Raw genomic sequence first — 22,090 nt, 5'->3', positions numbered from 1 at the left:
GAATATCATTTTTTCATCCGCCACTGCAGTAGTTGAGCAACCAATCCAACTGCGATACCGATTAGGCAAATGGTAAGAAAAGAGAAGAAGCTTGTTAAATCGCTCCATCCGTCATTTGCTTTCATCCATGAAATATACAGCAGATCAACAATAGCGAAGAAATAAAAAGAGAGCACTACGGTGAGGTAGAGCGTTCTGCGGGCAATGGGTCCAACTCCTGTGGCAAGCGCCAATAGGGCTGAAACAAGAAGAAACCCGTTGATATTTTTCCATGTCAGCGGTGCACCGAGCATAAAACGAGAGATTACGAGCATAATGAACAATATGAGGAAAACCATTCCATTGATCCAATACGAGCGGGGAGAGAATTTTGGCATATTGGCAGCTCCTTGGTTTTGAATAAGATTAATTTGAATATACCATAGAAAAGAAACGTTTTCGATACCGCGTATCGAAGGAAGGGATGAAAGCAAATGAAGAAGGTCATTATATCGGCAATTGCTGCAGTTGGCTTGCTCGTCGGCTGCACGAATAATGAGGCGCAAGTGAACGATTTAAAAAAACAAATTGCGGAACAAAAAGGAACGATCGATCAATTAAAGCAAGAGAACAACGATTTAGCGAAAAAAGCGGCGGCCTTTGAAGAAAATATGAAAGGCAACGTGCTTGACATGGCGCTTGCTGTTGTAAATGCGCTAAAAAAGAAAGATATGAACCAATTGGCTTTATATGTTGATCCGGAAAAAGGCGTGCGATTTAGCCCGTATGGCCATGTCAATCTGGAAAGCGATTTGGTGTTTAAGCAGAATGATCTTCCTTCTTTGATGGAAAGTAATGAAAAGCGCCGTTTCGGAACGTTCGATGGATCGGGCGAACCGATCGAGATGACATTCCGCGATTATTTGAACAAATTTGTCTATGACGTGGACTTTGCCAATCCGCAAATGATCGGCAACAATATTGTCATTGGTAAAGGAAATACGGTGCAAAATATTCATGAAGTCTATCCGAATGCTGTGTTCGTAGAATTCCACTTCAAGGGGATCGATTCTCAGTATAATGGCATGGATTGGCGAAGCCTGCGTTTAGTGTTTGAGAAAAGAAATGGAATCTGGTATTTAGTTGGCATCGTGCATGATCAGTGGACGGTTTAGCAGATAAAAAGCCCTGTTGCTATTTTGGCGGCAGGGCTTTTGTCAGTATATTACTTGTCGTTTTTGTCAATAGTATTCATTGATTTGTAATTTTCACCATATTTTCACCGTTCGTTTTTACAATAAAGCTAGCTAAAAACGAAAATAAACAGCAAGGGAGTGAATATTGTAATGAGCATGCAGGAGTTTGAATATATGGGCACAAATGTCCCACGGAAAAAAAGAGGATTTTTCCCGTTTTTATCGGCTTCCATCATTGGAGCCGTATTAGGAAGTGCGGTGACCCTTTATATGGCACCGGTGTTTGGGATTCATACGCAAAAGGAAGCGAGCAAAGAAGCGGCTACCTCACAACAGGAGACGACGACAAATGCGTTGCCGCTTCAACCAACGTCCAGCGCGCCGAATAATATGGTTCGAGCTATTGAAAATGTAGCGGATGCTGTCGTTGGAGTTATTAATATTCAAAGACAAACAGATATTTTCTCGGGCTCTTCAGAAGATCAGGAAGCGGGAACAGGTTCAGGCGTGATTTTCAAAAAGGATGGAAATACGGCGTACATTGTGACAAACAACCATGTCGTCGAAGGAGCCAATAAAGTGAAAGTGTCGCTTTCAGACGGCAAACAGGTTGAAGCGACGATCGTTGGCACGGATCCGTTGACCGATTTAGCCGTATTAAAAATTGACGGGAAGAACGTAAAAAAAGTCGCTACTTTTGGTGACTCGTCAACGTTGCGCATCGGGGAGCAGGTGGCGGCGATCGGGAACCCGCTAGGACTGGATTTATCTAGAACAGTAACGGAGGGAATTGTCAGCGGAAAACGAACGATCCCTGTTTCTACATCAGCAGGTGAATGGGAATTAAATGTTATTCAAACGGATGCTGCGATCAACCCTGGAAACAGTGGCGGAGCGCTTATTAACAGCGCAGGACAAGTCATTGGCATTAACAGTTTAAAAATTGCCCAAGAAGGGGTGGAAGGATTAGGGTTTGCGATTCCGAGCCAATATGTAAAACCAATTATCGAACAGTTGATGGAATATGGAAAAATCAAACGGCCATATCTTGGTGTTGAGCTGCGGGATTTAAGCGAAATTCCATCGGAAGTACGGTTTGAGCAGCTCGGCTTGCCGGAAAACGAAACAAAGGGAGCTGTCATCACGGCCGTAGAACCTTCTTCTCCTGCTTCTAAGGCGGGGCTTCAAGCAAAAGATGTGATTGTGGCTATTAATGGAACGAAGATCAACAACGTAAGCGAGTTACGAAAGTATTTATATACAAAAACAAAAGTAGGCGAAAGCGTCCAAGTGGAAATTTTACGAGACGGAAAAAGAAAATCTGTTTCCCTAGAGTTAAGCGAGCGCGAAGCGCGCCAATAAACGAATGAGCAACTCCCCCTTCCTTCTAAATATATATAGCATTAATGAGCGGCCATCGTTGCATCAAAACGAGCAGCCGCTCTATTTTTTTGAAAGGTGATACATAACAACAGGAAAAAATAAAATGGGAAAGAAATTTGTTGTATTTAAAGAAGGGGGGATAAAAAGTGGAGTTTAAAAACTATGAAGAGTTTTGGCGGTTTTACTTGGCGCAACATCGTAAACGGGCGACGCGAATTTGGCATTTTGTCGGCACCAGCTTTGTATTTGTTTTTCTGATAACGGCACTCATAACGCTCAACGCTTGGTGGTTGCTCGCCGCACCAGTTGTGGCTTACTCTTTTGCATGGTTCAGTCATTTCTTTATCGAAGGAAACAAACCTGCCACGTTCGGTCATCCATTTTGGTCGCTGCGCGCGGATTTTCGCATGTACCGGCTTATGCTGCTTGGTCAATTACAAAAAGAGAGGGAAAGACAAGAAGGTTAATAAATTACAAACTGATAAATATGCAAACATGTAATGTTGGGATGGTATAAAAGTTACATTCGCCAATGGTTGATTATTCAATGTGAATTTATGGGATATAGTGAAACCCATTCGGTCCCTTTAGTATTACAAAAGAAGGACAGGATGGGTATTTTTATATAAATTCAATATAAAGAAAATATATTCGTTTATAAATAAATTTTCTTAAAATAAAATCATTTGACAATAAATAAATATAAATTTATATTATTAAATATTCTAGTAAAAATTATTTTGCGTTTTTATTTTGTTTAATGTTAATATTACAATAACTAAAAATATTCTTGCTCGTTGGCTGAAAGGGAGTGGAAAACATAGTTTTTAGTCGGGAGAATATAAAGCGCTTACATAAAATCAACGACAATGGAGGGAGATTTTGACCAATGCACTCGACACCAGAATTGAAGCGAGAGCTCAAGAGCAGGCATTTATTTATGATTGCTCTTGGAGGGGTGATCGGAACAGGATTGTTTTTAGGTTCAGGATATACGATTCATGAAGCAGGTCCAGGCGGGGCGATTGTGGCGTATTTGTTCGGCGGGCTTGTTATGTATTTAACAATGCTTTGTCTTGGAGAACTAGCAGTCTCCTTTCCTGATGCAGGTTCTTATCAAACGTATGCGACAAAATATATTTCACCTTCTGCTGGTTATGTGATCGGTTGGTTATCTTGGTTAAACTGGTCTGTAACGGTCGGACTGGAACTTTTGACCGTTAGTATTTTAATGAAACGTTGGTTTCCGGATGTACCTTCTTGGATTTGGTGCGTCGTATTTGCTGTTATCTTGTTTTCTATTAACGCTCTTTCATCGCGAAGCTTTGCGGAAGTAGAGTTTTGGTTTTCGAGCATTAAAGTCATTACTATTATCGCCTTTATCATATTAGGCGGTGCGGCAATGTTCGGTTTACTTGAAATGAAAGGCGGCAAGCCGGCACCAATGTTTTCTAACTTTACGGATCACGGCGGATTGTTCCCAAATGGTTTTGCTGCGATTTTAGTGACGATGATAGGGGTTAACTTCTCGTTCCAAGGAACGGAGCTTGTTGGGGTGGCAGCAGGTGAGAGTGAAAACCCAGAAAAAACGGTACCGAAAGCGATTAATAATACAGTATGGCGCATTTTAATCTTTTTCGTGTTAGCGATTTTTGTTCTGGCAGGGCTATTCCCGTGGGAAAAAGCGGGGCTAGTGGAAAGTCCGTTTGTTGTAGTATTTGACAGCATCGGTATCCCTTACGCTGCTGACATTGTCAACTTTGTTATTATTACCGCGGTACTATCTGTTGCCAATTCCGGCCTATATGCGACCTCTCGCGTGCTTTGGTCGATGTCCCGCCAAGGAATGGTCAGCCCGTTATTCGGAAAACTTTCGAAAAATGGCGTGCCAATTAATGCTCTCATTGCCAGCATGCTAATCGGATGCCTCTCTTTATTATGCGGCATTTATGCGGAGGACACTGTATATTTGTGGCTTCTTTCTATCGCTGGATTTGGAGCGGTGACGGTATGGGCGTCGATTGCACTATCTAACTATTTGGCGCGAAAAGAGTTTTTAAAACAAGGCGGAAATGTAAATGATTTAAAATATAAAACGCCTCTTTATCCTTTTGTGCCTCTTTTGGCATTGACGCTTAACGTCGTGGTAATTATCAGTCTTGCTTTTATTCCGGATCAGCGCATGGCGCTTTATTGCGGTATTCCATTTATGATCGCTTGCTATATTTACTATCATCTTGTGGCAAAACACCGGACAGCACAGCAATCGCCCACTGCAGTAACGAATATGGAGAAAATGTGAACAATGAAACAGGTCTCGGATACGGGACCTGTTTTTTTGATACAATGGCGTTGATGAAAATTATGAAGAGGAAACTGAGGGATAAATGTTACGTAATCAAGGATGGCTATGGAACGAGGCAGAGCGGTTTATTTGGACGTGCTATAAAGAATTAGAAAAAAGCGATGAAAAGATAAAGGAGCGTTTGCAGGAAGTTCGCCAAGCTATTGAGCGGACGGGGACGTATACCCACACTTATGAGGAATTGGAGCACGGCGCTAGGATGGCGTGGCGCAACAGCAACCGTTGCATTGGGCGCTTGTTTTGGCAGACGTTGCACGTTTTTGATGCAAGACAGGCTGAGACGGAAGAAGAGATTGCCACACATTTATTTCATCATCTTGAATTTGCAACAAACGGCGGAAAAATTCGTCCTGCAATTACAGTATTTAAACCGGATGGTGATGTGCGCATCTGGAACCATCAGCTCATTCGTTACGCCGGCTATGAAACGGAACATGGGGTCATTGGCGATTCTTCTTCGGTCGCATTCACGAAAGCGTGCGAGCAAATGGGGTGGAGGGGAGCACGAACGCATTTTGATGTGCTGCCTCTCGTTGTTCAATTGCAGGGAAAGAAACCGAAATGGGTTGAAATTCCAGAAGGACTTGTGTTGGAAGTGCCAATTGAACATCCAGAATTCGCCTGGTTTCAAGATTTAGGGCTTAAATGGTATGCTGTTCCTATTATTTCGGATATGTGTCTTGAAATCGGGGGTATTCGCTACATGGCCGCACCGTTCAACGGATGGTATATGGAAACGGAGATCGGCGCGCGCAATTTCGCGGATGCTGATCGCTACAACATGCTTCCAAAAGTGGCTTCTTGTATGGGGCTTGATAGAAGCACAAACGCGACGCTTTGGAAAGATAAAGCTCTTATCGAACTAAATATTGCGGTGCTTTATTCCTATAAAAAAGCAGGGGTCAGCATCGTCGATCATCATACCGCCGCACAGCAGTTCAAATTGTTTGAACAAAAAGAACAAGAAGCATGCCGCCATGTGACTGGCGATTGGACATGGCTCATTCCCCCTGTTTCACCAGCGACGACGCATATTTTTCACAAATTTTATGATAATACGATCGTTTCGCCTAACTTTTTTTATCAAAAAAGACCGTATGCATGATGTTGCTATATGTTGCAATCAACCTGATGAAGAATATGCCGGTGCCTGTCATCAAACATACGAGACAGGCATCTGGTTCATGATCTTTTCGTTGATAAAAATCGATAAATAGCTGAGAAATCTTCTTTATGTAATCCGTGCTGCTTCGCTAATCCATATATTTCTTTTATTGTATTTGTAATTGGTAGAGAAATGTTATTTTCGTAAGCAGACTGTGACATGAGCTGCAAATCTTTTTGCATATGTTCAAGAGGAAATTCCGTCGCAAAATGATTATGAAGGATTTTTTCTTTTTTTCCATTCAAAAATGGCGCCGCTGTTGGGCCGTTTAGGAGTGTATGGACCACGTTTTCTTTATCTAGGCCAAGAGCTTCCCCGAGCGTAACGGCTTCAGCAAATGCGGCCATTGCATGGGCAAGCATAAGGTTCACAACTAGTTTCATGGAGGTTCCTTTTCCGTTCTCACCTTCATGATGAATGGCTTTTCCCATCGCATTGAGCATCGGTCTGACCTCTTCTAAATCTTCTTTTTTGCCGCCTACGAAAAATACAAGTTCTCCTTTTTCAGCCGGAATTTTTGAACCGGCAACGGGAGCGTCTAAAAAACGAATTCCTCGCTTAGCGCATTCTTCAGCCATTTTTCGGGTAAATAGAGGGTCAACCGTACTGCAGTCTACCCAAATTTTTCATCTGCCAAAATTGTGCAAAAGCCCGTGTTCCCCAAGTGCGACCGCTTCCACCGCTTTTGTATTGGCGAGCATTGTAAATACGATGTCAGCTTGTTCGGCCACCTCTTTCGGCGAGTGTGCCCATTTCGCTCCTTTTTCCAAAAGGTGAAGTGCTTTTTCTTTTGTTCGGTTATGGACAATCAGATCATAGCCTTTGTCTAGTAAATTCTCGGCCATCCGACTTCCCATAATGCCTAAACCGATAAAACCAATCATCGCTATTTGCTCCCTTTCTTATGGATTGCTATAGTTATAAAATAAATAAAATGCGAAAAAAAGGCAAAGTATAAATCTAGCTACTTTAAGGAGAGTGAATTGATGGATAAAAATGAGCTATTAGTAGTTGGAGCGGTGATTGAAAATGAACGAGGCGAAATTTTATGCGCTCTTCGTTCGGAAACGATGTCACTTCAGCATGTGTGGGAGTTCCCTGGCGGAAAAGTGGAACAAGGAGAAAGCTCTGAAGAAGCGCTTGTGCGAGAGATTTATGAAGAGCTAGGGTGTTTGATTAAAGTACATGAAAAAATAGCAGAAACGCGCTACGATAACGGAAAGGTGATTATTTGTTTACATACATATAAGGCATCCATTATTGAAGGGGTGCCAGTTGCTAAGGAACATGCGGAAATCAAATGGGTTTCCCGCGCTGATCTTCCTGCTTTGCACTGGGCTCCGGCAGATGTCCCGACCGTTGAAGCGTTATGCGAAGAGAGATCTGCTACCATTGGACAATAGATATATCAATTTCCTAAATAAATCCAAAGGAGCTCAATCATATTTATTTGTCGTCCCCCATATAGTAAATTGAACGGTCTATTGGGGGGATGAGAATGCAGTTTTATTACGGCCAGCAAATGCCGCTGCGCATTTTGGATGAAGCGGAATTTTGGAAACATCAAGAAGAAGAGCATACGGTCGTGATTCGGGAGCTCGTTGCGGGGCTGGAAGAGCCGTTTGTAGAAGCTCTAAAAAAATGGGAGGAAGTGCTTTCCGCTACGCATCAACAAATCGTTCGTTATATTGAATCGGTCGTGCGAGCCGGTTCGTACTTGCCTAGCGAATTACAACAGCAAGCGCTGCAATTAGTGTCTTACTGTTTGCAGCAAAGCCTGGATTTCATTAAGCTATGCCAGCAAATTAAAACGGAAAGCGCAGCTGTGAGAAACAATCCGACCGCTAAAGTCGTATTAAACCACATCATTCGCGAATCAGAATACTTTATCGGAATCGCGCAAGTGTTGCTATATGGGAGATGAGGGGGAATGTCTATCCATTATGGTAGGCATTTTTTGTTTTGAACGTGTTGCAATGATCATAATCAATGCATAAAAAACAACCCATTTGGAAGTCACAGTGTTATCCTCTATTGGCTCAAGCTTTTGGTAACTGTATACCATTTACAAAAAAGGGGGGTTGCTCCTGTTTATGCACCAGTGAGATATTTTGACAACAGATTACTACTATTCACAATAATAATGATAATATTATTAGTTAATAATATCATTTTATGTAAAATAATGTTGATGTTTAATATTTTATATTTTATAATTTTTGTAAAAAAAGGATTAGAAAAGGGGATGATAAAATGAAATCTTTAAGATTTGGAATTGGCGTAATCTTGTCTACTTCTTTGCTTTATGCTTCTTCAGCAGAGGTTTTTGCAAAAGAGAATAAAGATGACGTCTCTAAATTATGGGAAAAAGCAGCCCTTTATGGCAATGAAGTAGATTTGAGAGCAGTAGTAGAAGACGGCAAAGTAACTACTCAAGGATCAACTACTATATCTACAGTGGGGACAGGATCTACATATATTTATGCCTCGGAGGCTTCATTAACTTCAGGGGTAAAAGCAATTACTCCACAAGGGTATCCTGTTAGTGAAGTAAAAGCTGTTGGAAAAACGACGAGCAAAGTTACTTTATCAACCCACGGGGTAACTACGACGCTAATGCTTAATGGAACTTCTATAGGTAGTAATAAAGACTCTGGTGTTGGAAAATCTACTGATACAGCAACAGTCTATCATTATCCAAACAGTGTGTCTTCTGGTTGGGAATATAGAGCTACTTCCCACCATACATTATCAACTTCTACTAATACCTTTGTGGCTGATACAGGAGATAGTATGAAATTTTAGTGAAAATTAAAAGCTCAAAATGCAGAAGCATTTTGAGCTTTTTCATCAAGGTGAAAATGGAAGGAGAAAATAATAAAATGGGACAAAAAAAGTATTTAGTTGTAGCATTCGCTATATTTTTTGGATTTCTATTTTCGGGATGTAGTAATTTTGTAAAAAAAGAAGATACGCGAGCTTTGCATACAGATCACACTATCTCTTTTCAGAAAAACAAACATTTCATTATACCAGATAATGCTAAAGAGCAACTTGGATTTATTCCCGACACTGCAACTTCATTTAAGGTTGATTCGAAGTTGAAAAAAAAGTGGATGATTGATAATGAGTCGGTGGATGTTGTTTCTTTAAAACCTGGAATGAAACAATTCACATTTGATTTTATTATTGATAGTCTAAAAGATCGAAATCGTCATTTTCGTTTATTTATTTTCCATAATCAAAAATTTATTGAATTCTCTATTAATCATAAAAAATATATGTATTATGATATTCAGATGGAAGGTAATGGATCTTTAAAAATTCCGATTGATGTGCCTGTATTAAATAATTATAAATTTAGTGAGTATTTGCCAATTTTAATTGATAAAGACCAAAAGCAACTTTTTACAAACAACATACCTGTAACGAAAGTGTTAGTAAGTAAAAGTAACAACAATGATTTCTCTAAAATATCATCACATATAAAACTAGATGATGATCAGAAGACATTTAAGAAAGAAAACAGTAAGAGTAATGAATTTGGTCTACCTTCTGTTATTCTGTTAAATGAAGATTTCAAGCCTTTAAAAATAGAAGAAGTGAGCAGTGTAAGGTATGTGAGAATTGATCAAGTTCCGCAGAAAATAGTGGAGGAGATTATGTTTTTCGATATGGAGGGGAATATATATGGGGTAAAGGGAAAACAACCTCTTTCTTATATGCTTGAGCAGCCAAGAAATCAGGATTTCATTATCCCTGTTCCAAAGAAAATGATTTCATCGAGAAAAGAGCGGTTTTTTTTGTTAATTAACAATAATCCGGGAGAAGAAAGCTTTATTCACTTGAATGATATAAAAAGAAGGAAAAGTAAATTTTTCTTAAATTTTGCTAACGTTTACGAAATAAGATAGGGCTTAAAAGCAATTCGGATTAAAAGTTAGAATTTAGGATATTGTCTCTATTTATCTTAAATGAAATATTTTACTCGATAATAAAAATGCTAAAAAATGTGTCTTTGGAAATTGTATATTTTTAACAAAATTAGATAACACGTGTTGCAAAACTCATAGTTATTACATAAACACAACATAAAAACCACCCCTTTGTAAATCATATGCATTAACCAAACATTACAATCGAAGGGGTGGCTGTCATAGCTTCCAGCTTCATTGAAGAACATGCTATACACGGCTGACATTGCTCCGCTTTTTAAACGCACTCTTTCAATATATAGAATCCCTCCCATTTCTAGATCAACACTATGTTATCTATCATAAGACTGCCTATACCACTAATGTTTCCTAAAAACTTATTTTGATTCTTTAAGGGGATTCATTTGAATTCTCCATCGTTTAATTATTTTTTTAGGCATTTCTTATATAATTAATTTCCTCGTCTATCGACGTTTTTGTGAGTAGACTATAATTTCGACAGAAAGGGTTTTCGGAATCTCGTGTCCAACTGTTGAAAGGATCTAGGTGTTTAACGGTTTTGTGTTGTCTTGCCGGATCGTATGGATTTGAGAAGTAACAGATACGATTTTCAAACAAAGCAGGCATGTCGACTTATTACCAATGGTTTAAGGGGCTATAAACTTCATCTTACAAACACCGCAGAAAGAGTTATGTTATATTGTAGTTTCACCATCACCAATCAACATGATACTGCGATTGCATTGGGCATTTTTTCGGTCTTCAAAGGCAGTAACATTCAATGTGTTTTAGGGGATGTTGCCTATTGAAGGCAAAAAGGTGCGGGATATCATCCAGAACATGGGGGGATCTTTTTGGTGTCTGCCTTGAATTTTCGAAACCAAAAGAGCCAACGGAACGATACCTAAGATCGTGTATTCTAACGTTTTTGAGGTGCTATTTAGATAACAGCAGCAGAGCCTGTCTGTTAACATCGAACGAGTATTCATTTAGTTCAAAACTAAGGGAATCAAAAAATCTCAATGGTATGCGTTTTGTCACTATCAACTACATGTTGAATTATGTATACTTCTTACACATAACTTCACGCTTTTAACACAGCTTTGCAACACCATTTGTTTTATTAAGTATTTCATTATATTTGTAAAATAAAAAAGTGGAATCTATTTTGCTTATCATTTATTATGTCGTTTTTCAAAAATATACTGTAATAAAAATATTCTTCCACTCTATGAGGAATAAATGGTATAATTATATAAATTCTTAATTTACTGAAAATACAGCTTGGAGGGGAAAGAAGGTGTCATTACATAGTTATATTATACGTACTTTAGCTGTTGTCATTCCAGGCACCGCGCTCATCGGGTTTGGAGTATGTTTCGGGAATGGGGTGCATGGTTCGGCATTCTGGTGGACGATGGCAGGAACGGTGCTATTTGGAGTGATCCTTGGCATTTTATCGGCCGCCCTAAATTACCGGCGCTTTATTGCGCCGATCGCAATTATTAATGCACATTTAGAAAAAATAACAGAGGGAGATCTATCGACGCGCGTGTCTGTTGACCATGTCAGAGAGTTAAAACCGATCGCACTCCATATAAATGAAATGGTTGAAACATGGGGCGGCATTATGGCAAATATGAAACGTCATTCGAGCGATATGGCGTTATTTTCTGAACAGCTTTCCCATATCGCAGAGCAAACAACAAAAGCAACGGAGCAAATTGCGACAACGATGGAAGACATCGCCTCGAATTCAGAACAGGAAGTAAAGATGGCGCAAGAAACATCGAGCTCAATGAAACATATCTCCCACGCGTTAGTCCAGGTGGCTGCCAACACAAAACAAGTATCTACCGATGCGGGGGAAACATTCTTGAAAGCCGCCGACGGAAAACAGTCGATTGAAAAAATGGAAGAACAAATGCGCTTCATCCATGAACATGTACAATCGCTTGGACAAGTTGTGAAAGGGTTAGGAGAGCGTTCCAATGAAATCGGTCAAATTACGCAAGTCATCACAGGTATCGCGTCGCAAACGAATTTGTTGGCATTGAATGCGGCAATCGAAGCGGCGAGGGCGGGAGAACAAGGAAAAGGCTTTGCTGTTGTAGCTGATGAAGTGCGAAAACTGGCTGAACAATCGGCTAACTCTGCCCAACAAATTACACAGCTTATTGGCGACATTCAAAAAGAAACGGAAACTGCCATTGAGTCGATGAAAACGGTGGCGGGCGAAGTGTCACAAGGGCTTCATGCGGTACAGACAGCCGGGCTTTCGTTTGAGCAAATTCGTCAGTCGATTAACGGGGTCAATGAACAAATTGAAGAGGTTTCATCAGTCATTCAGCAAATGACAAAAAGCGCCCAGCAAGTCGCTGCCTCGATTGAAAGCATTACTGCCATTGTAGAACAGTCATCTAAAGGATCAACGAATATTTCGGCAGCGAATGAAGAGCAAATAGCGTCTATGGAAGAGATTTCCTCATCTGCTGCGTCACTAAGCAAAATGGCTGAAGAGATGAAGGAATTATTGAATAAATTCACCGTGTAGCTGGCGGAAGTTTACCGATGAAATGAAATTTGCATTCGATTGAACTTATAGTATACTAGTAACTATTTTATACGTAGGGGCGAATTCTCTATTTTCGGCAGTCGAAAGATTTTTTGTTTTTGCTGTAAAAATGAAAAGGACCGCATCCGCTTGTATTCATATGTGGATAAAATTCTATTTACATTAGTGGGCGTCTATGATAAAATTTCCAAAAAAGAATACATTAACAACTCATCTACTAGGGGAGTCCAATAGCTTGGACTGAGAGAAGAACGCGCTAAAGTTCTTTGACCCTTTGAACCTGATCTGGGTTATACCAGCGTAGGGAAGTAGGTAGTGGGAGTATCGTATATACTTTGCGCTATTTGACGATTCCATCGGGTTCTCTTTTTTGAGAACCCGATTTTATTTTTCCTCCCATCATTCTTCATACGTTTTGGTGTAGCCTTAGATCAAACAAAAAAAGGAGGAGAGGTTGCATGCAAAACGTTTTATCTTCTATGCCATTTCCCGCAAGTAAAAAGGTGTATGTTGAAGGCTCTAGGCCAGACATTCGCGTTCCAATGCGTGAAATTACGCTAAGCCCGACCAAAACGGAACTAGGGACGTTTGAAAACGAACCGATTCGCGTCTACGACACGAGCGGACCATATACCGATCCCGATTTCCAACCTAATATCCATAAAGGTTTGCCAGAGCTGCGCAAACGTTGGATTCTAGAAAGGGGAGACGTCGAGCAATACGAAGGACGTCAAGTTCGGCCGGAGGATAACGGTTTGCGCCATGGACAGCAAATGGAAATGACCCTTCCGTTTCAAAGAAAACCGCTGCGCGCGAAAAAAGGGCGTACCGTCACACAAATGCATTACGCCAAACAAGGAATCATTACGCCAGAGATGGAGTTCATTGCTATTCGCGAACAGATGGATCCAGAGCTTATTCGGCAGGAAGTAGCTGCGGGCCGAGCGATTATCCCTGCGAATATTAATCATCCTGAAAGCGAACCGATGATCATTGGCAGTCGCTTTCATGTCAAAATCAATGCGAATATCGGCAACTCAGCGGTGACATCCTCCATCGAAGAGGAAGTGGAAAAAATGTTGTGGGCCGTTCGTTGGGGAGCGGACACGATTATGGATTTATCAACAGGAAAAAACATTCATACGACAAGGGAGTTTATTATTCGCAATTCTCCTGTTCCGGTAGGCACCGTTCCGATCTATCAAGCTCTTGAAAAAGTAAACGGTGTAGTTGAGAATTTATCATGGGAAATTTATCGTGATACGCTTATCGAACAGGCGGAGCAAGGAGTGGACTATTTTACGATTCATGCCGGGGTATTGCTTCGCTATATACCGTTGACAATTCACCGAAAGACGGGAATTGTGTCGCGCGGCGGTTCCATTATGGCGCAATGGTGTTTGGCTCATCATGAGGAAAATTTCTTATATACACATTTTGAAGAAATTTGCGAGATTTTAAAGGCATATGATATTGCGGTGTCCCTAGGCGACGGCTTACGTCCGGGCTCGATCGCCGACGCAAACGATGAAGCACAATTCGCTGAACTAGAAACGCTTGGTGAATTAACAGAAATTGCGTGGAAGCATGATGTACAAGTGATGATCGAAGGGCCAGGGCATGTACCAATGCACAAAATTAAAGAAAATGTCGATAAACAAGTGGAAATTTGCAAAGGAGCGCCGTTTTATACACTTGGCCCGCTGACAACAGACATTGCTCCCGGATACGACCATATCACGTCAGCAATCGGGGCGGCGATGATCGGATGGTACGGAACGGCGATGCTTTGTTATGTGACGCCGAAAGAGCATCTAGGGCTGCCAAATAAAGAAGATGTGCGTCAAGGGGTGATTGCCTACAAAATTGCGGCGCACGCAGCCGATTTAGCGAAAGGACATCCTGGAGCGCAATTGCGCGATGACGCACTATCAAAAGCGCGCTTTGAATTTCGTTGGAACGATCAATTTAATCTTTCACTTGATCCGGAACGGGCGAGGGAGTATCACGATGAAACACTTCCAGCAGAAGGAGCGAAAGTGGCTCACTTCTGTTCGATGTGCGGGCCGAAGTTTTGTTCCATGAAAATTTCCCACGACTTGCAAAAAGCGGTCAAGGAAGAAGGAATGAAACAAAAAGCGAAGGAGTTCACCGAAAATGGATCAACACTTTATCAATAACGAAAACGTCACGGCGCTAAAACAGGAAGTCCATCGACTTAAAGAAAGGATCGCGCAACTTGAAGAGCAAATCTTATTTATTCAGCAAAAATGTCAACACGCGTTTTTCGAAACGCCGTCAATTCGAAAGTGCGTAAAGTGTCAGTATGTAGAAAGCCTGCATTATTAAGCTATAAAGCTATTATAAGATATGTTTGGCGATCGTCCTTGATACAGTGCTTGTACCATATTAGTGCGATTGGTTTGTGTAAATTTCGGTTATTATATTGAAGCAGCCGCTAGCTCGAGTGTATATCCGCTCGAGCTCTTGCTTTTGTAGCATACATGGATAAGAATTTCTGTTTTTTATATTATGGTTTTTTTTATCGGTCCTACGATTCTTTTTTTCCGGTGAACGCATGATCGTGCTTGTACTATGGTAAAAGCCTTTCCTACCAGTTTGGCAGGAAAGGCTAGGCTATTCTTGTTTCTGTCCTTCTGCTAGGACCGACTTGACCGCCTGCTCAATTTCACGGTAGCTTGTGCAGCGGCAAATATTGGATTCTAGCCACTTTCGAATAGTTTCGTCATCGGCATCAGGACGATGTTCAGTTAAAGCGTGAGCATTCATGATAAATCCGGGAGTGCAATAACCGCATTGAAAAGCAAACTGTTCGACAAATGCGCGTTGAATTGGAGCATCATGCAATCCTTCGATAGTGGTAATCGATTTTCCGATTGTTTCGATGGCTAATATCATGCACGATTTAATTGGCGTCCCATCAATTAATACGGTACATGCCCCGCAGTCGCCGTTTAAGCAGCCTGGTTTCGATCCTGTTAAGCCGAGATAGTTGCGCAGAACAAATAGCAATGTGTCAGCCTGGCGGGCGACGATGGAATGCTTTTCTCCATTAACCATAAGCGTCATCTCACATTTCGGTGCCCGTATCATTGACTATCCCTCCTCAAGTGCGATGAGCATGTCAGTCAGTATATTCTTGAGCACAAATAGACGGTATTCCGCAGATCCTTCAACATCATCTAAAATCGGTTCAGGCAACTGTTGCAATGCGCGGACGATGCGTGTCTCGATAGGAAGGTGCCGTGCATTTAATTGTTCTTCTACCGCTTGTGACCGAAACGGGAATGGACAGACGCCGCTAAAGGCGACGCGAAGATCCCTTTCTTTTTTTATCATGGAGACGGTGACAAGTGGGTAGCCGACGTTACCTTGTTTTCGCCGTTTTATATGGATATGTGGCATTGTTGTGTAGATAGGATCCACTTTGATTTGGACGAGAAATTCTCCCGGTTCTAAACGGATATGTTGATCGAATACTTCATGGATCGAATGTTGGCGAAGGCCGCTTTTGCCGGCGATGACAACGTCACAATCGGCAAGCAGAAGCGGAAGCACGGTCTCGCGATAAAAAATTTGGCCGCATACATTGCCGCCGAGCGTAATTTGATTGCGTGCAGTATGATCGGCGACCTCGCTTGCTGCCTTTGCTAGCAAAGGAAAGGGATTGGCCTCCTCAATGGTGGTGAGCGAAAGCGCCGCCCCTAGCGTTAATTCATTTTGTTTCCTATCTAGCACGCGGCATTCGGGAATGTGTTTAATATCAATGACGGCATCGGCAAACACGAGATTGAGGCGCGACAACGTGATGATTTCGGTTCCGCCGTTGTAATAGAGCGGCGTTTTTCCTTGTTTTTGGATTTGTTCAAATAACTGAACGGCTTCTGAAATAGATGATGGACGATGGTACGTCAAATCAAAAGGAATCATATTGTTCACCTTTCTTTGTTCGCCAAATAAGCTCGGGGAATAATGGCAATTGATTGAGCGGAACTTCGGCGGCAATAGATAAGGCGTTTGCTAAGGCTGCCGGCATCCCGATGAGACCGTGCTCGCCGACGCCGCGGGCTCCATACGGCGCATCGATTTGTGGCGTTTCGATAAAGTCTGCAATATATTCTGGATGTTCCCCAAAGCGAATCGGTTGATATGTGCGAAATTGCGGATTTAGTACCCGCTCGTATTGATCGAACAAGAACGTTTCACGGCTAGCAAAGCTCAACCCCATGCTCATCGCCCCCATCACTTGCCCGAGCGCCGCTTTGAAATTAAGGACTTTTCCGACATCAATGACAGATACGGCTTTTATGATTTTGTATGTGCAGTCGCGCTTATCGAACTCGATTTCTACAGCATGTGCGCACACGGTCCACTCCGGTCCGGGCTTTCCTGCGCCAGTTTCTTTATCGAGCGGGGTCAAATGGCGCAAAATGTAGTTGCCACGACCAATAATTTGACCGCCGACCGCATTGCCGTTTGGATATTTATAGCCGTAGGCGATATCTTTAATCGGAATATAAATGCTAGGGTCATCCCGCAAAAACACTTTGCCGTAGCCGACTTCTAAGTCTTCGATCGGGGCGCGAAGGATGCACGCGGCAATATCTTTTAGTTGACGAATGACATCGTCCGCTGCCTCTAGCACCGCGCGTCCTCCCATAAATGTTCCGCGGCTGGCGACTGTTTTCCAATGTTCCGGTGTGCTTTGAGTATCGATCTCCATTTTTACATGTACATCGTTAATGTCCATTTTTAGCTTTTCTGCGAGAATTTGCGCTAAGATTGTTTTTGTCCCGGTGCCAATTTCAACGACGCCGGACATCAGATTAACACTTCCATCAGGATTAAACGTTATAATGGCTCCTGAACTAGCATCGGTATCAATGGTTGATGTTTTCCAAGAACAACTGACTCCTTTGGCGCGGACGGTGCGGGCATCGATTTCTATTCGTTGCCATTCATCCCATTGAATAAGTTCGTAGAGTCGCCTAATACAAGCTGGCAAATTGCCGACATTGCTTTGGTTGAGCAATACTTGGGTTGGGGTCGTATGGCCGGGACGAATCGCGTTTTTCATGCGAAGTTCTAATTTATCCATGTTTAGTTTTTCTGCCAATAAATCGATCGTTCGCTCGATAGCAAAAGCCTGTTCACAATGGCCAAAACTGCGAAACGGGGAGGCGTATGGATGATTCGTATAGACGCATAATGAATCGCACCAGACATTTTCGATATGATAAGGCCCTGTGCAATCCGTGGCCGCGGCGCGGGTTACGTCAATTGCTTTATCGGAATAAGCCCCGCCGTCAAATAAAAATAAAATTTCTGCCGCTTTGATATAGCCGTCTGTTGTACAGCCGAGTTTCACAGTCGCTTCCAAACCGATATGCACTGGAGAAGTAATCATGTCTTGTTCTCTTGTGTTCCAAACGCTTACCTTTCGTCCGCCGACGGCTTTTGATGCTAAATAGGCGAGAAGTTCCAGCTGTACAGGGGCTTTTCCGCCGTAAGCTCCGCCGACGAGCGGGGTGCGGACGACGATTTTGCCGACATCTTCGCCAAAATAAGCGCTGATTAGCCTTTTGACCATGAATGGCGACTGGGTGGAGGCGACAATAACAATATTGCCGTCCGGGAGAATTTCCGCGGTGGCACATCTTGTTTCCATTGCTATGTGATCGGATGGGGAAAAGGAAAAACTGGCCTCGACAACGACATCGCTTTCCATCCATCCTTTTTTCATATTACCTTTGCGAATTTTTGTTCGATGTGCGATATTGGTGTTTGGTTCAGGATAAGTATATTTCCCTTTCTGGTAGCTTCCTAACCGCTCATGAATGAGTGGAGCTCCTTCTTCTAATGCTTCACGCGGAGAGCCGACAGCGGGGAGTGGATCGTATACGACGCGTACAAGCCTAGCTGCTTGTTCTGCCTGCACGAGCGTGTCGGCGACAACGACAGCCACGACTTCACCATGGTAGCGTACTTTTTCAAAAGCAATTGGAGGACGGTCGCGCAAGTCCTCTCCTGTTAACGGCAGCCCTTCACCGGTGATGACTGCCCGCACTCCTGGAATAGAAAATGCCTTCTTCGTATCGATTTCGCGAATGCGCGCGTGGGCATAAGGGCTTATAACAAGTTTGGCGTGAAGCATCCCCGTCTCTAAATAATCATGCGTATACTTTGCTCTTCCAGTTACTTTATCCCAAGCTTCTTTGCGAATGACGCTTTTGCCGATCATGATGAATCCCCCCTTTTTGAATCCAGCGTTCGTTTGCCAATTGGTAGTCTTCGATTGTATCGACATCGACAAACAAATCGGAATTGCAGCTTGACAGCAGCGTTCCATTCCAATTGCTGCTTTTGCGGAGCAATTGCCGCGCTCCTTCATCACCGCGTACGTCTAGTAAATCCGAAAAAATCGCTGCGCTAAATAGAATAGGTGGCAGCGGGATGGATTGCTGCGTAAAGGCGACATAATCGGTGCGGTATTGACGATATGAACAGACCAGCTCGTTAATCACTTCTTTTGTGATAAATGGCTGATCGGCTAAAAGCACGACGGCTGCTTCGGCATGTAGTTGAATCGCTTGGTGAAGTCCACACCGCAATGAATAGGACTGTCCATGGGAAGAAGTACAACGAACGATGTTGCACTTTCCGTGTTGCAATAACTGAGGATCGATCCAATCGAGTGTATCATCCATCGGTACGACGACAAGGATATTGGAAAGAAGAGAGGAGATTGCTGCTTGCAAGGCGGTTGAACCAAGTGAGTAAGTTGCGAAGGGGAGAAAGCGCTTGTCAGTGCCCATTCGTGTGCTTTTCCCGGCTGCTAAATAAATACCGATCGTTCGTGGAACAGTCATTGTATCCCTCCTTTTGAACCGTTTCGCAATACAGAAATCATCTCGGCGGTAATGCTAATGGCGATTTCTTCAGGACCGCGTGCTCCGATTGATAATCCGACCGGAGAATGAATGGACGGCGGAATGAGACTGCCGGAAAATAAGCGGGTTGTACGGCGTTTCGGCCCTAACACGCCGAGGTAATACAACGGCTGATCGCGGAGAAGTTTTATAATTTCTTGGTCGCGTTGAAAATGATGGGTCATGATCACCACAAAGTCATGCTTGCATAAATGAAGCTCCGGAATCGTTTCGTGCGGAAAACCGACGACCCATTGATCGGCATCAGGCAATTGTTCCGGGCAGCAAAAGGCAGGACGCCAATCGGCAACGGTGACAGAAAATCCAACCTGCTTGGCAAATGAAATGAGCGGCTTCACATCGAGATTGGCCCCAAAAATAACAAGCCGCGGTTTCGGCCAATAATGCTGGATATAAAATGGCGTGTCAGCGATTGTACAAATGCCGCTTTGTGAATGAAAAGGAGGAGCGGTATGAAGCCATTCCCACATTTGTGCAGGCACTTCTTCTTGAAAGCCGCCCAACCGATAGCCGTCTTCCGTTAGAAACAGCCAATTAAAGTAATCATCTGTTGTTTCATCTAATTTTCTTGCCAGCAAAACATGCCTGCCTTGATCAAGATGCGTTTTTACAGCTAACAAATCGGCCCGGATGCGTTCTGTAATCGGCTGCAGCAAAATGTGAACCACTCCATTGCAGCCAGCCCCCTGCCCCCATGACAAATCATCCTCTTGTGTTAAATCGAATGTAATAATAGTGGCGCATTCGTTTTGCCACGCTTTTTTTGCTTCTATAGCGACCGCTTCTTCAAGGCAGCCACCACTAAGCAATCCGAAAGTATGGCCATCCTCATCAATGAACATATATGCGCCTTCTTTTTGGTATGCCGAGCCATCGACACGAATAATGATAGCAAGTACGCCCTGCTTTTGTGAGGAAGCAATCGCTTCTAATACTGTATGGTAGCTTTCCATGTTGTTTTACTCACCGCCGCACAATAATTTTGCTTCTGTTAACGCGTTATAGCGCAGAATGTAAGAGTATATTGGGCCATACTAAAAACCGTTCGAAATTCATCGCGATTGAGCAATGGCTAAATGGCAGGGAATCAAGATTGATGACGAAAAGAGAGGGCAGTATATTAGTCTATTGCACAAGATGCTCTATTACTATTTTATTCTTTTGAAAAATAGCTATGACTTTAATACAAAGAGAGGACCGATTCGATACCGCTAGAAAGCGATATTATTGAATCCGTCCTCTTTGGAGAAATCATCTTGTTGGAAGGCCAGAGCGGCTAAATGGCTTTCTAACTAGCGTTCACTTTATTTATTCGCTAGAATTTTATGCTCATGATCATGCAGCGTGGCGTGTATAGATGGAACTATTTATTTCCATCATACTTTGTTTTTTCTTTTTTCAACCGCCCTTCTTTCCGAGCCGCTTCACGCAACAGAAATTCGATATGGGCATTGACGCTGCGAAACTCATCATGCGCCCAACGTTCAATCACTTCGTATAATTCAGGGTCAATTCTTAGCGGAAAACTTTTCTTTTTCGTCATGATGCTCCCCAACCATTAATATAGGCTTCCTGTGTTAATGACGGGCTGAGTGGCACGTTCGGAAACAATGGCAACCATTAAATTATTGACCATATTCGCTTTTCTTTCATCATCCAGTTCTAAAATGCCTTCCTTATCCAGCTGTTCAATGGCCATTTGTGCCATCGAAACGGCTCCTTCGACGATTTTTTGGCGCGCTGCCAAAATGGCGGTTGCTTGCTGGCGCTGCAGCATCGCGCTTGCGATTTCAGGAGAATAAGCAAGATGGCTGAGCCGCGCTTCGATGACTTGGACGCCGGCGACGGTGAGCCGTTCTTGTAGCTCACTTGCAAGCTCTTCAGAAATGACATCCGCGTTACCTCTTAATGTAATTTCGTGATGCTCAAACGTATCATACGGATATTTCGTAGCGACATGGCGAATCGCTGTTTCACTTTGAATCTCAACAAATTTTTCATAGTTTTCTACATCAAACACTGCTTTGGCGGAATCGACCACTTTAAAGACAATGACTGCTGCGATCTCAATTGGATTTCCCTCTATGTCGTTGACTTTCAATGTGCTGCTGTTAAAGTTGCGGACGCGGAGAGAGACGCTTTGCCGAATCGTTAATGGCATGGTTAAAAACAAGCCGCTATCGCGAATGCTTCCTAAATAACGCCCGAAAAATGTGACTACTTTAGCCCGATTCGGTTGAACGATCGTAATGCCTGTCGCTAACACAAACGCGATGGCCGCAAGCAAAATGGACAAAAGCACCGATACAGTGGTTTGCAATAAAAACAAGTAAATAGCCAAAGCAAGCAGAACGAGAATCAGCAAAATTCCAATAAATCCGTTGACATACCAAGCTTTTGTTTCTTTCATTGCTGTTTTCCCCCTTCATATTATTTTTATATCATCATGATATCACTTTTTCAAAAATATGTAAAATATTTTTATGGGAGGAAAAAGCATGTATACGGTATATTGATACTA

Annotated in this window: 19 protein-coding genes, 2 pseudogenes and 1 riboswitch; of the genes and pseudogenes, 12 read left to right on the top strand and 9 right to left on the bottom strand. The window is 42.6% G+C overall.

The features are described 5' to 3' along the window. Positions 1-5 precede the first annotated feature (5 nt). Positions 6-377: a hypothetical protein gene (locus N667_RS0118000; RefSeq protein ID WP_027410782.1), complete on the bottom strand. Its 372-nt coding sequence runs from the start codon at positions 375-377 to the stop codon at positions 6-8. A gap of 96 nt (positions 378-473) precedes the next feature. Between N667_RS0118000 and N667_RS0117995 the strand changes: the two genes are divergently transcribed. From N667_RS0117995 to N667_RS0117975, 5 genes and pseudogenes are all read left to right on the top strand, one after another. Then, on the top strand, positions 474-1,154 hold the full coding sequence (locus tag N667_RS0117995) for a hypothetical protein (RefSeq protein WP_027410781.1): 681 nt from the start codon (positions 474-476) through the stop codon (positions 1,152-1,154). A 171-nt stretch (positions 1,155-1,325) separates the two neighbouring features. Then, a complete protein-coding gene (locus tag N667_RS0117990; RefSeq protein ID WP_027410780.1) occupies positions 1,326-2,537 on the top strand; it encodes a trypsin-like peptidase domain-containing protein in 1,212 nt (403 codons plus the stop codon). 167 nt (positions 2,538-2,704) lie between these two features. Continuing rightward, positions 2,705-3,025 carry a DUF962 domain-containing protein gene (locus N667_RS0117985; protein WP_027410779.1) on the top strand — a complete coding sequence of 107 codons (321 nt, stop codon included), beginning with the start codon at positions 2,705-2,707 and terminating at the stop codon, positions 3,023-3,025. A gap of 422 nt (positions 3,026-3,447) precedes the next feature. After that, positions 3,448-4,783, top strand: a pseudogene (locus tag N667_RS0117980) (amino acid permease); the annotation flags it as partial. A 162-nt stretch (positions 4,784-4,945) separates the two neighbouring features. Further along, positions 4,946-6,028, top strand: coding sequence for a nitric oxide synthase oxygenase (locus tag N667_RS0117975; protein WP_027410777.1), 1,083 nt, complete (start codon positions 4,946-4,948; stop codon positions 6,026-6,028). 77 nt (positions 6,029-6,105) lie between these two features. On the opposite strand, the pseudogene N667_RS20455 reads toward N667_RS0117975, so the two are convergent. After that, positions 6,106-6,972: pseudogene (locus N667_RS20455) on the bottom strand (NAD(P)-dependent oxidoreductase). 102 nt (positions 6,973-7,074) lie between these two features. Here N667_RS20455 and N667_RS0117965 point away from each other — a divergent pair. The 7 genes from N667_RS0117965 to N667_RS0117930 all read left to right on the top strand — a co-directional run bounded on the left by N667_RS0117965 (position 7,075) and on the right by N667_RS0117930 (position 14,947). Then, complete coding sequence (locus N667_RS0117965) at positions 7,075-7,491, top strand: (deoxy)nucleoside triphosphate pyrophosphohydrolase (RefSeq protein WP_035099344.1); 417 nt, start codon at positions 7,075-7,077, stop codon at positions 7,489-7,491. Between the two features lie 95 nt (positions 7,492-7,586). Then, positions 7,587-8,012 (top strand): DUF2935 domain-containing protein, encoded by a 426-nt coding sequence (locus N667_RS0117960; protein ID WP_027410775.1) that lies wholly within the window; start codon positions 7,587-7,589, stop codon positions 8,010-8,012. Between the two features lie 329 nt (positions 8,013-8,341). Further along, positions 8,342-8,893 carry a hypothetical protein gene (locus tag N667_RS0117950; RefSeq protein ID WP_027410774.1) on the top strand — a complete coding sequence of 184 codons (552 nt, stop codon included), beginning with the start codon at positions 8,342-8,344 and terminating at the stop codon, positions 8,891-8,893. 77 nt (positions 8,894-8,970) lie between these two features. Further along, a complete protein-coding gene (locus tag N667_RS0117945) occupies positions 8,971-10,002 on the top strand; it encodes a hypothetical protein (protein WP_027410773.1) in 1,032 nt (343 codons plus the stop codon). A 1,321-nt stretch (positions 10,003-11,323) separates the two neighbouring features. Continuing rightward, positions 11,324-12,577 (top strand): methyl-accepting chemotaxis protein, encoded by a 1,254-nt coding sequence (locus N667_RS0117940; RefSeq protein ID WP_027410772.1) that lies wholly within the window; start codon positions 11,324-11,326, stop codon positions 12,575-12,577. Positions 12,578-12,807: 230 nt separating this feature from the next. Continuing rightward, positions 12,808-12,922: riboswitch (TPP riboswitch) on the top strand. A 134-nt stretch (positions 12,923-13,056) separates the two neighbouring features. After that, positions 13,057-14,778 carry a phosphomethylpyrimidine synthase ThiC gene (thiC, locus tag N667_RS0117935; protein ID WP_027410771.1) on the top strand — a complete coding sequence of 574 codons (1,722 nt, stop codon included), beginning with the start codon at positions 13,057-13,059 and terminating at the stop codon, positions 14,776-14,778. Next, complete coding sequence (locus N667_RS0117930) at positions 14,756-14,947, top strand: hypothetical protein (protein WP_027410770.1); 192 nt, start codon at positions 14,756-14,758, stop codon at positions 14,945-14,947. The genes thiC and N667_RS0117930 overlap by 23 nt, the downstream gene beginning before the upstream one ends. A 288-nt stretch (positions 14,948-15,235) precedes the next feature. On the opposite strand, the gene N667_RS0117925 is transcribed toward N667_RS0117930, so the two are convergent. From N667_RS0117925 to N667_RS0117895, 7 genes are all read right to left on the bottom strand, one after another. Then, positions 15,236-15,712 carry a (2Fe-2S)-binding protein gene (locus tag N667_RS0117925; protein WP_027410769.1) on the bottom strand — a complete coding sequence of 159 codons (477 nt, stop codon included), beginning with the start codon at positions 15,710-15,712 and terminating at the stop codon, positions 15,236-15,238. Positions 15,713-15,715: 3 nt separating this feature from the next. Beyond that, the gene (locus N667_RS0117920; protein WP_027410768.1) at positions 15,716-16,549 is read right to left on the bottom strand and encodes an FAD binding domain-containing protein; all 834 of its coding nucleotides are present in this window, start codon (positions 16,547-16,549) and stop codon (positions 15,716-15,718) included. Continuing rightward, positions 16,536-18,863 (bottom strand): xanthine dehydrogenase family protein molybdopterin-binding subunit, encoded by a 2,328-nt coding sequence (locus N667_RS0117915; protein ID WP_027410767.1) that lies wholly within the window; start codon positions 18,861-18,863, stop codon positions 16,536-16,538. The genes N667_RS0117920 and N667_RS0117915 overlap by 14 nt, the downstream gene beginning before the upstream one ends. After that, a complete protein-coding gene (locus tag N667_RS0117910) occupies positions 18,820-19,488 on the bottom strand; it encodes an NTP transferase domain-containing protein (RefSeq protein ID WP_027410766.1) in 669 nt (222 codons plus the stop codon). The genes N667_RS0117915 and N667_RS0117910 overlap by 44 nt, the downstream gene beginning before the upstream one ends. After that, entirely contained in the window at positions 19,485-20,522 is a 1,038-nt protein-coding gene (locus N667_RS0117905; RefSeq protein WP_027410765.1) for an XdhC family protein, read from the bottom strand. The genes N667_RS0117910 and N667_RS0117905 overlap by 4 nt, the downstream gene beginning before the upstream one ends. Positions 20,523-20,932: 410 nt before the next feature. Beyond that, positions 20,933-21,112 carry an Arc family DNA-binding protein gene (locus tag N667_RS0117900; protein ID WP_027410764.1) on the bottom strand — a complete coding sequence of 60 codons (180 nt, stop codon included), beginning with the start codon at positions 21,110-21,112 and terminating at the stop codon, positions 20,933-20,935. 15 nt (positions 21,113-21,127) lie between these two features. Further along, on the bottom strand, positions 21,128-21,979 hold the full coding sequence (locus N667_RS0117895; RefSeq protein WP_027410763.1) for an SPFH domain-containing protein: 852 nt from the start codon (positions 21,977-21,979) through the stop codon (positions 21,128-21,130). Positions 21,980-22,090 lie beyond the last annotated feature (111 nt).

The organism is Anoxybacillus tepidamans PS2 (genome assembly GCF_000620165.1).
Taxonomy (GTDB): domain Bacteria; phylum Bacillota; class Bacilli; order Bacillales; family Anoxybacillaceae; genus Anoxybacteroides; species Anoxybacteroides tepidamans_A.
The sequence above is the reverse complement of the archived record's forward strand: the minus strand, read 5'-3'. Positions and strand labels throughout refer to the sequence as shown.